Source organism: Campylobacter concisus (assembly GCF_002913765.1).
Taxonomy (GTDB): domain Bacteria; phylum Campylobacterota; class Campylobacteria; order Campylobacterales; family Campylobacteraceae; genus Campylobacter_A; species Campylobacter_A concisus_BB.
This window is the reverse complement of the sequence record NZ_PPCH01000025.1, coordinates 268,246-278,189: the sequence shown is the minus strand read 5'-3', so window position 1 is coordinate 278,189 and position 9,944 is coordinate 268,246. Positions and strand designations below refer to the sequence as shown.

Annotated in this window: 8 protein-coding genes; all 8 read right to left on the bottom strand. The window is 38.3% G+C overall.

Going from position 1 to position 9,944, the window contains the following annotated elements; genetic code table 11:
• Positions 1-58 precede the first annotated feature (58 nt).
• The 8 genes from CYO89_RS08160 to CYO89_RS08125 all read right to left on the bottom strand — a co-directional run bounded on the left by CYO89_RS08160 (position 59) and on the right by CYO89_RS08125 (position 9,942).
• Positions 59-1,693 (bottom strand): multidrug ABC transporter permease/ATP-binding protein, encoded by a 1,635-nt coding sequence (locus CYO89_RS08160; protein ID WP_103597913.1) that lies wholly within the window; start codon positions 1,691-1,693, stop codon positions 59-61.
• Positions 1,693-3,057: a coproporphyrinogen III oxidase family protein gene (locus CYO89_RS08155; RefSeq protein WP_103597912.1), complete on the bottom strand. Its 1,365-nt coding sequence runs from the start codon at positions 3,055-3,057 to the stop codon at positions 1,693-1,695. The genes CYO89_RS08160 and CYO89_RS08155 overlap by 1 nt, the downstream gene beginning before the upstream one ends.
• Positions 3,058-3,248: 191 nt before the next feature.
• Positions 3,249-4,565 (bottom strand): hypothetical protein, encoded by a 1,317-nt coding sequence (locus CYO89_RS08150; RefSeq protein WP_103597911.1) that lies wholly within the window; start codon positions 4,563-4,565, stop codon positions 3,249-3,251.
• Between the two features lie 2 nt (positions 4,566-4,567).
• A complete protein-coding gene (locus CYO89_RS08145) occupies positions 4,568-6,160 on the bottom strand; it encodes a hypothetical protein (protein ID WP_103597910.1) in 1,593 nt (530 codons plus the stop codon).
• A gap of 46 nt (positions 6,161-6,206) precedes the next feature.
• Positions 6,207-6,998 carry a DUF2314 domain-containing protein gene (locus CYO89_RS08140; RefSeq protein WP_103597909.1) on the bottom strand — a complete coding sequence of 264 codons (792 nt, stop codon included), beginning with the start codon at positions 6,996-6,998 and terminating at the stop codon, positions 6,207-6,209.
• Between the two features lie 329 nt (positions 6,999-7,327).
• A complete protein-coding gene (locus CYO89_RS08135; protein WP_002942447.1) occupies positions 7,328-7,825 on the bottom strand; it encodes a YajQ family cyclic di-GMP-binding protein in 498 nt (165 codons plus the stop codon).
• A gap of 3 nt (positions 7,826-7,828) precedes the next feature.
• Complete coding sequence (locus CYO89_RS08130) at positions 7,829-8,758, bottom strand: D-2-hydroxyacid dehydrogenase (RefSeq protein WP_103597908.1); 930 nt, start codon at positions 8,756-8,758, stop codon at positions 7,829-7,831.
• A gap of 2 nt (positions 8,759-8,760) precedes the next feature.
• Positions 8,761-9,942 carry a glutathionylspermidine synthase family protein gene (locus tag CYO89_RS08125; protein WP_103597907.1) on the bottom strand — a complete coding sequence of 394 codons (1,182 nt, stop codon included), beginning with the start codon at positions 9,940-9,942 and terminating at the stop codon, positions 8,761-8,763.
• Positions 9,943-9,944 lie beyond the last annotated feature (2 nt).

Here is a 9,944-nt window from a genome sequence, read left to right as displayed (position 1 = left end):
GATCTTGAAATAGCTCAAGAGTAGCGCACTCAAATCTCTTTTTGTGTAAAAAATACTCTTATTTTATCTTCTCAACGGCGTCTTTTGCAGCACTTATGCGCTCTGCCTCATCAAGCTCGCGCACAAAGCCATCTTTAACTAAAATGATCCTAGTTGCCACGTCAAAGTAGCTATCATCGTGGCTCACGGCGATGACGCTGATACCTTTGCTTTGCAAAAACGGCAAAATTTCTTTGTAAAATTTACGCTTAAATAATGGGTCTTGATCGGCCGCCCACTCATCAAGGATAAGGATAGAACGGCACTCTAAAATGGCTATTAGCAGGCTTAGGCGCTTTCTTTGGCCGGTTGAGAGCTGCGTGGTGCTAAGTTTATTATCCACCACACTTACCTTTTTATCTATCTCAAGCAGCGCCAAGAGCCCCTCTATATCGCTTTGGCTGGCAAAGCCATCACGCGAGAGCGTTTGTGAAAATAGATAAAAATCAGCAAAAATAGCGCTTATCTTTGCTTGGTAGCTTTGTAAATTTACATCATCTATCTTTGTGCTATCAAGGTAAATTTCACCGCTACTTGGACGGATAAGTCCGCAAAGAATGTTTATAAGCGTGCTTTTGCCACTGCCATTTTTACCGATGATAAATGTTATCTCGCCGCGTTTGATTTCTAAATTTACGTTTTTTAGGCTAAATTTGCCGTGGTCGTAGTTGAAATTCAGATCCTTTAGCCTGATGCTTTGCCACTCATCGCTTAAGCTATCGTCAAATTTAAAGCCTTCTTTAAATTCATTTAAATTTAAACTCATGATCTTTTCCAAGCTCACCTTTGCGCTAAGTGCGGCTGGTATGGAGCCCACCATACTCATAAATGAGCCTCTTAAAAATAGTATCGTAAGGCTTATGCTAAGTGCTGTTTGCAGGCTCGCCCAGCCAAATGCCACGCACAAAAATACGCAAAGTCCGACTGAGCCAAGCAGCATCACGTTTGTGAAATTATCACTTAGTGCGTGAAATACATCAGCCTTTACCATGCTTTGGCGCTTCTTATCGCCTGTCAAATTTAGCTCATCAAAGCAAATTTGCGCTCTTGCTCTGTTTAGACTAAGCTCTCTGTGCCCCTCAACGATGTCGTCGTAGTGTCTTTGCAGCGCGTCGTCTTGCGTCCTTGAGTCTTTAAAATAGAAGTGAATTTTCTTCATAAAAAGCGTGTTTATAAAAAGGGTCGCACCGATCCAAACGGCTAGAAATATAAAAACTTTTGGCGCGATCACGCAAAGATAGATGCTCGCGCAGATGATGAAAACTAGGCTTTGTATAAAGCCAGTAGCGCTCATAAAGGCAAATGTGATCGTTTTTATGTCGTTGTTTAGACTTGCTATGATCTTTGCCTTGCCGATCTCGTTTATCACGCTATTTGGCGTGTCTAAAATTTGCTTTACGCTTTGATATCTAAGCTCATAGATAAATTTGTGTCCAAAATTTGTAAGTGAGATGTTTGCAGCGATGGCGCTTAGAAAAAAGAGGAGCAAAACAACTATAAATTTAACTGCCAAAGGAGCGCTAAATTCTTTTAAATTTACAAGTTCATTGTTTATAAAAGAGAGCGTCCAGACGCCAAGCCCGCTAAAGGCAAGCGTCAGGATCACTATTTTGATTATTGAAAAAAGATTGCTTTTTATTAAATTCGCAAGCATTACATGGCAGCACGTGGCTGGATGATGTTTTGATCAAATTTTTGCTCGGTATTTTCACTCATGATGTGAAGCACTTTGCTGCGTTTGATCTTCGCGTCATCCTTAAATATCGCGCGCACCTTGTCCATGCCAGCGTAGAAGTCGCGCATAAGCACGACGCAGATGTATTTGCCAAAAAATGTTGGCTTGATAACGCCATTTTCTTCGTAGATCGCATTTACAAGTTTTAGCAAGCTAAGCTCGATAAATAGGTCTTTGTTGATGTTTGCCCCGTTTTGCTCGTTGTAGGCTTTGATATCCACAGCACCGTCAAAAAGCCTTGTTAAAAATGTATATTTTAGCCTCTCTTTTTTGCTAAATGCGCATTTTGCGATGACTGGGCTTTGTCTTTCTTTAACCTTTCTGCCGTAGTCAAGTAGGTTAAAGGCATTTATCACAAGCTCGCCGTTTAAGAAGCTAAACGCGCCACTACCAACGCCCACGTACTCTAAATTTGAGCCCACATATTCGTCGCGAAGGTCTGCGCTTTTTTCATTTGAAAACGCCCAGGCGTTGCTTTGCCTGTAGCCGCCTTTAGCAAATTCGCTCACGATGATCTCGTAAAATTCGCGCTCATTATCGACGTTTGAGACGCCTAGTGCGCGAGCGATGTTCTCTCTTGTTAGCTCTGATTTCATGAGCGGATAGAAGGTGATTTGCTGCGGAGATATTGATTTTGCAACATTTATGTCGTTTATTAGCTGCTCTTTTGTTTGATTTGGCAGGTTAAAGATGAGGTCTAGGCTGATGACTGGTATCTTGCCGATAGCCTGCTCAAGCTTTCTTTTTGTCTCTTTGGCTGAGCCAAATTTCTCGTATCTGCCAACTCTTTTTAAAGTCTCATCATCAAAGCTTTGCACGCCTACGCTTAAGCGGTTGATGAGCCCATCAAAACGGCTTAAACTCTCTGGTGAGATGTGGTTTGGGTCGCTCTCTGCCGAGATGTCCTCTATGCTAAAGAGATCTTTTGCGAGTTTTAGCGTTTTTTCAAGCTCTGGCTCGTTTATAAGCGTCGTGCCACCGCCCACATAAAGCGATGTAAAGTCAAAGCCAGCCTCTTTTATCTGCCTCATCTCCTCGCGTAAATTTTCAAAGTAAATTTTCGCAAGCTCCTGCTCGTAGTGGTACTTGTGAAACGAGCAATACGGGCAAAATGTGTGACAAAATGGCACGTGAGCGTAGAGCATATATTTTTTGTCTTTTTTTGGAGTTTTGGTGTAAGTCGTGTTTAAAATGTCTATGTTAAATTCGTTATATAGCGATTTTTGTATAGAATTATGAGCGTAATTTACAGCAAAACTCTCAATGATATTTTTAAAAATCATAATTAATCGCCTTAAATAAGTTAGTTTTAATTTAATCCATTAGGATAGCCAAATTTTAATAAATTTAGCCTTGCATTAACGTAAATTTTGAGTAAAAAAATGCAATCATTTTTTAAATTTTCTATTTTTACAAACCTGTGATTTTTACATATCTAGCTCGTTTTTGCTCTATAAATTTAAGCTTAGCCTACTTACTCTTTTACTCTTGAGATGACCTTGCTTGAGTCAAGCTCAAATTTCACTCCGTCTTTTGTCTGCAAGTAGTAAAATTTACCGATATTGCAAAGTGACTTCACATCATAAATTTTAACCGCCTTTTCATCTATCTCGCAAGGTGTTTGCTCTTTGCCTTTTGCCTCGCAAAGTGAGCTAGGTAGCGCCTTTAACGCACTTTTATCTACAAGCAAAAATTTATAATCCACATCGCCTATGTTAAAGGTTTTTGCTGTGTATTTGATAAACAAAAGTGAGTTTGAAACGATCATAAGCGAAAGCGCAGCGTAAAAAACAAATGAAAAGTCCTTTGTCTCTTTGATGCTTGCAACGCCCAGCATAAAAGAGAGCATAAACGAGCAAAAGAGTATCCAAAGTGCCAAAAATCCGCCATCTTTTAAGACGACAACCGAAATGATAAAGAGCAAAAGCATGATAAGCGATAAAAGATAGATGATGAAATTTGATCTATCTTTAAAGAAAACTGCCAAATTTACCCCAGCGTAAGAGAGCAAAAGTAGCGATGAAATAGCGCCCCAGCCGTAGTTTAGCTTGAATGCTGCAAAGGCTAAAATGGCAAATGAGATGAGCGTTAAAAAATAGATGAAATTTGAGCTATAAAAAAATAGAAATTTTGGCTTTTTAAATTTATATTTTTTATCGTCATTTTGGTAAAGATAGGAGACAAAGACCAAGATAGCGATCTCAAAAGCCGTTACGATCGCTGTCGCACAAAATAGCAAGATGCCTGTAAATATCATCTCTGAGCTATCTAAGCTCGGAAAGTAACCGATCTCAAAGCCAAAATATAAAAAGTAGCAAAGCATGCTGACAACTGGGACGATGAAATTTGAGTGCTTGAAGAAATTTGTAGCGCACTCTTTTATGAAATTTGCCTTTAAATTTGCCGAGTGCTCGCCAAGACGGCTCTCAAAATACGAATTAAAAAGCAGCTCATTTTTTATCTTTTCAAGGCCCTCCTCATCGCTATTTGCTGCGCCTTTATAAATTTCATAGTTTTGCTCGCCAAAGTCTTTTATGATCTCATCTTTGATATCTAAAATGACAAGAGTGATCTGCTCTTTTATCTCGCCGAGCCTTTTTGAAACTTCAGCAAAATTTGTCCTATTTAGCCTGTCAAAAAGGTCGTTTTCTTCGTTTAAAAGAGTGATCAAACGCGCTTGTTTGCTGCTTCTTATCTCACAGTTTGAAAAATTTACCTTTAAGAAATTTACAAATTTCCTAGCGTTTTTTACGCTCTCATCTTTTTCATCTAAAATGTCTTGATAACTCAAATTTACCTTTCTATTATAGGACCTGGTGTAATTTTACCAGCATCAAGTTTGAATTTTATTTTTTTATCTGTTGTGTTACTATCTGCTTCCAAATAATAAAATTTTCCAAGGGTTGAAAGTGCTTTAATATTATAAATTTTTATGATATTATCTGCTTCTTTTTCATTATAATATGTCTTGCTGACATTGCAATCTTTGTTGCAAATTTCTACCGGTAAAGTCTCCTTTATGCTTTTTTCAATACTTAAATATTTGTATTTAATATTTCCAAGATCAGAAATTTGAACAATCTTATCGCTTAAAGTAACAAGTAATACAAGACTAACGATAATAAAAATATAAAATAAATATTTAAAAAAATATATATCCTTTGTTTTCACTAAGGCATACAAAATAGGTAGTGCTATAAATATAATAAATATCAATAAGTATAAAATATCAAAAAGTGATCTCTGATTGATTTGACTATAAATTAATAAAAAAATTACAAATGGACTAAACATAGAAATAAGTCCATGGAAAGCCATCAACCAGGTTCGTTCATTTTTAAATACTTCTAAAAATGGAATTTTTAAAAAGAAGCACAAATATAAGAATATAAAAATAGTATCAATAAAATAAAAAATAAAAAAAAATAATTCTGATTTTTCAGAAATAAAACTACAATTTTTTAAAATTAGTATAATTAATAGTCCTGATAAAAATACTGATGAAATAAAAACTACAAAAATATCTTTTATATCTCGTATATAAAACGCTGTAGTTAGTTGCAATATTGGCATAAGATACAATATAAACAGCAGACTAAGGCCTGCTAAAGCTAGTGAAACCAAAAGTGAGAAAATATCGCCACTTTCAGGCATTGGAATGTAACCTATATTTTTATTAAACACAAAATATATTATAAATGGCGTTAAGCCAAGTAAGGCTACTAAGCTCTTATAATGATTTTTTATAAAGTTTGCTTTTTCTATAAAAAATCTAATTTTTTCTTGCTCCTTATATTCTATACAGAATTTGTCTAATGTAATTTTTAACTTTTTATCCTCTGCAACATACATACTACTTTCATTAAAATTATTTACATATTTTTGCTTTATTAGAATTAATTGTTCAGAAATTTCTACTTTATGGTTTTGAAGTATTCCTTTTTTGTAGTTTTTTATGTCAATTTTGAGCAGTTCAATTAATGTCAAAACATTATTACCCAATATATCATCGCAAATGTGCTTAAGATTATTTAAATAATTATCATATTTTTTAATATCTGCAGTTTCTAGTTCCTTTAAAATATTTTTTAGCTTTAGCAATTTGTTTGATTTTTTTCTTGAATCACCAGATTCAAAAATACCTTGTTTTTCTAATATAACAATTTGCCTATAAATTTTTTCATCAAGATTCTCTACGGATAGCGCTAATTCTTTGTAATTATCATACTTTAATTCTAAATATTTCTCTTTCTTCTTCAAAAGTAACTCAATTAAAGCTGAAATGCTGCTAGTTTGCAAAGAAATATCTTTGAGTTCTTTAATAAAATCGTCGCAATCTTTAATAACTCTATTTTTATCTTCAACCAATCTCTCAAAGCTTTTCATACCCTAAACCTTTTTATTTAAAACGTCTTTAAATTTATAAATTTAACTAGCTAAGCACCTTTGCGATTTCGCTCCAGCCTATTTGCTTAGCAAGTTCAGCTGCGGTTTTGCCACTTTTTGTGCGGGCGTTTTTGCTAGCGCCATTTTCTAGCAAGAGATTTACGATCGTTAAATTACCAGCAAGTGCCTCGTGGTGAAGCTGCGTAAAACCAAGCTCGTCGGTGTCTGCGACCATACTTGGATGCGCTTTTATATACTGCTCCACCTGGCCACGCATATTTTTGCTCATCGGATGCTCTATCAAATTTTCTGGATGCTCTTTTTGCTCAAAAACTACCAAAATGTCTTTAAAATCGCCAAAATCAAGCCCCCAAGCCGCGTCATGCTCAGCTAGCTCATCTTTTTGCATGCGTGAGCGCATCGCCTGCACGCTAAAGCCACCATAAGCACGTCCGCCAATGGCAAAAAGCCAGTCGCTCATATCGGTAAATTTTGCGCTTATTTGATCGCCAACTTTGACGTTTTGCACGCTATCAGGCTCATTTACGAGCGTGCCATATATCGTCTCTCCGTCAAATTCAACGTCATTTACCCACATGTGCTCGCCCACCTCTTCGCCATTTATGACGTCTAAAAAGCAAATTTTTACCATTGCATAATCAAGCATAGGCACGATCCTGCGGCGCTCCCAGTAAAGCTCACGCCAAAAATACTTAAAGCTCTCTCTGGCTTGCTCAAATGCGTGCTGCATGTAGTCTTCGTCGCTACTTACAAAATAGATCGGCATCTGCTCGCCAAGGTCTATTTGCTTACCAAGAATTTTTTCAAAAAAGCCCATTTTTACCCCTTTTTAGAATTTAGATAGATCAAATTTAAATAAAACGATAAGGCGAAATTTCATCCACGAATACGCCAAATTTTAGATATAAAAACCATGCCAAATTTCACAAATTTAGCCTGGAAGCCTGCGAAATTTTAAATACAAAATTCGCACAATTATTTCGCAAAATTAGGCGAGGCGATTTAAATTTTTGTGACGGGAGTTACCGAGCTGGTAATGACCGAGCAAAAATTTGAATCAACGACGCATAATAAAGCGAAAATATGCGATATAGCCTGCGGAGCGAAAATTTTTCTAGCTCATTTAAAGGCACTCGCGAGAAGCCATTATTTTAGGTTTTTAAAGCTTATTGGGAGTTCTAGGTTTAGCCCCCTAACCAGCTTTATACACTCCTGCAGATCGTCTATGCTTTTGCTTGTCACTCTGATCTCTTCGCCTCTGATCTGCGCGCTTACTTTGATCTTTGAGTCTTTGATCGCTTTGGTGATCTTTTTTGAGTTTTCACTATCAAGCGTGTCGTTTAGCTTTAGCGTCGCCTTTAAATTTCCCCCGCTCGCTGGCTCTCTTTTTGTCTCTGTGATCGCCACTGGTGGGATGTTGCGCTTGATGAGCTTTGAGATCACGATATCTTTTAGCGCGTCGATCTTGTTGTCACTTGAGCTAAGAAGCGTGATAAATTTCTCTTTTTCATTTAGCTCTACCTCAGCCGCAAGCCCCTTAAAGTCATACCTCGCTGCGATCTCTTTTTTGGCCGTCTCAAGAGCGTTTTTAACCTCCATCATATCGACTTCAGCGCTTATATCAAAGCTATGTTCGCTTGCCATTTTCTATCCTTTTATAAATTCTTCTATATTTTTAACTATGAGCGAGATCAGCCGTTTTCTAGCCTCCAAGCTGCCCCATGCTACGTGCGGCGTGATGAGTAAATTTTCTTTGTTTTTTACATTTAAAAATGGGCTATTTTTGCTCATCGGCTCACTTTCTAAAACGTCGGTGCCAAAACGCAGGTTTCTCCCATCTATCGCCCTTGCCATCGCTGCTTCATCAACTATGCCGCCGCGTCCTAAATTTAGCACTATCGCATCATCTTTTAGCAAATTTATCTCGTTTGTACCCAGTAAATTTCTAGTCTTTTCATTTAGCGGTGCGTGGATGCTGATGATGTCGCTGCTTCTTAGTAGCTCATCTAGGCTTTTTTGCGCAAACTCGCTATTTTTATTTGCTCCGCTTGTCGAGTAGTAGCTCACGTTTGCGCCAAATGCACGTGCCGCTGCCGCCACACCGCGTCCTATCTCGCCAAGACCGATGATGCCAAACTCTTTGCCAGCGATCTCGCTGATATCTGCGCCAAGATAGGTGAAAATTTCGCTCTTCACCCACTCGCCACTTTTTACGTAGTGATCGTAAAATTTGATGCGATTTGTTAGCTCAAAAAGCAAGGCAAATGTGTGCTGCACGACGCTTGCGGTTGAGTAGCCAGCGACGTTTTTAACGACTATGTTTTTAGCTTTTGCATGTTCTAGATCGACATTATTCATCCCAGTTGCGCTTATGCAGATAAGCTTTAAATTTAGCGCGTCCATCACGGCTTTGTTGATGATGACCTTGTTTGTGATGACGACATCAACGCCCTTTAGACGAGGTACGACCTCATCGCTCTTAGTCTTTTGGTAGCTTATAAACTCGCCAAATTTCTTAAAAACACTAAGATCTACGTTTTCTCCAAGCGTTGCCGCGTCCAAACAAACGATCTTCATCCTTAGTCCTTAATGAAATGTCCTACAAATTTAGAGTAGTTATCTAAAATTTTGCCGCCCTTTCTATATCCAAGCGCGCACGCCTCATAAGCGTAAAATACGCCTGCTTGGTAGCTCTCGCCCCTCTCATCTTGGTTAAACTCGTAAAATTCTTGATAGATGGCTTTGTTTGAGTCGTATTCACCATCACTGCTTGCTATTTGTGCGCCGTTTTCATCGTATATCGAGACGTTTGCGCCTTCTCTACCAAATACCGGCTTTTTCACATATTTTTTGCCTTTTAGTGGCTCGTTTGAGGTCTCAAGCAAGAGCGGGTGATTAGGATATAGATCCCAAAGGATTTTTAAGATCCCTTTGCTTTGGAAAAGCAGCGTGTAGGCTGGATTTATGATGATAGCTTTTTGATTTTTGACGATGTTTGAAAGTATGAGAGCCAGCTCGCCCTCATCGATCGCTATGCTCTCCCAAGGCACTAACTTGAACCAATACTCGAAATTTTCATCATTTTTAAAAATGCCCTCATCATCGTTAAAAACGACCTCATCAACGTAGGCAAAGTCTGTTACAAAACCAGCCTCTTTTGCGATGTATTGCAGTAGTTTTACGGTCTGCTCATCCTCGATACTGCCTGCGATGCTGCTAAATAATATCCCCCAGCCCTCGTAAAGCTCATCAAAGTCCGCATCCTCGTCGCCAAGCGTGATAAGGCGTTTGAAATTTTGCTTTAGCGACTCGTAAAGGTCGTTAAACTGGGCTGCTTCGTCCATGTGATTTAGCTTTAGCATCGCCCACTGGATGATCGCCGTCTCAAAAACTGCCGTTGGCGTGTCGGCGTTAAATTCAATGAGCTTTATAGGCTTACCATCAAGCCCGCCAGCTAGGTCAAATCTGCCATAAAGGTGCCAGTGAACGTCATTTTCCCAGCTATTTTTTATGATATCAACAAGGTTAAATGGTATGCCTATCTCGTGAAAAAGGTTGTTGTCGATCACGTGTTGAGCGGCATTTACATACATATCATATAGCTCGTTTGCCGCCTCGTAGTAGGCATTTGCCTCTTTTTCGCTTACTTGCACGATCTCATCAGCGATATACGAGCTGTTGTCGTTATCCGTGTGCCACGCAAAGCCTATTTTCTCCATAAATTCATTGTTTAATGGGGTGATTTTTCTTAAATTTATCATTT

Bases quoted from the DNA above. Each gene is read 5' to 3' on its own strand.
- CYO89_RS08160 (WP_103597913.1), bottom strand. From the start codon at position 1,693: ATGCTTGCGAATTTAATAAAAAGCAATCTTTTTTCAATAATCAAAATA.
- CYO89_RS08155 (WP_103597912.1), bottom strand. From the start codon at position 3,057: ATGATTTTTAAAAATATCATTGAGAGTTTTGCTGTAAATTACGCTCAT.
- CYO89_RS08145 (WP_103597910.1), bottom strand. From the start codon at position 6,160: ATGAAAAGCTTTGAGAGATTGGTTGAAGATAAAAATAGAGTTATTAAA.
- CYO89_RS08140 (WP_103597909.1), bottom strand. From the start codon at position 6,998: ATGGGCTTTTTTGAAAAAATTCTTGGTAAGCAAATAGACCTTGGCGAG.
- CYO89_RS08135 (WP_002942447.1), bottom strand. From the start codon at position 7,825: ATGGCAAGCGAACATAGCTTTGATATAAGCGCTGAAGTCGATATGATG.
- CYO89_RS08130 (WP_103597908.1), bottom strand. From the start codon at position 8,758: ATGAAGATCGTTTGTTTGGACGCGGCAACGCTTGGAGAAAACGTAGAT.
- CYO89_RS08125 (WP_103597907.1), bottom strand. From the start codon at position 9,942: ATGATAAATTTAAGAAAAATCACCCCATTAAACAATGAATTTATGGAG.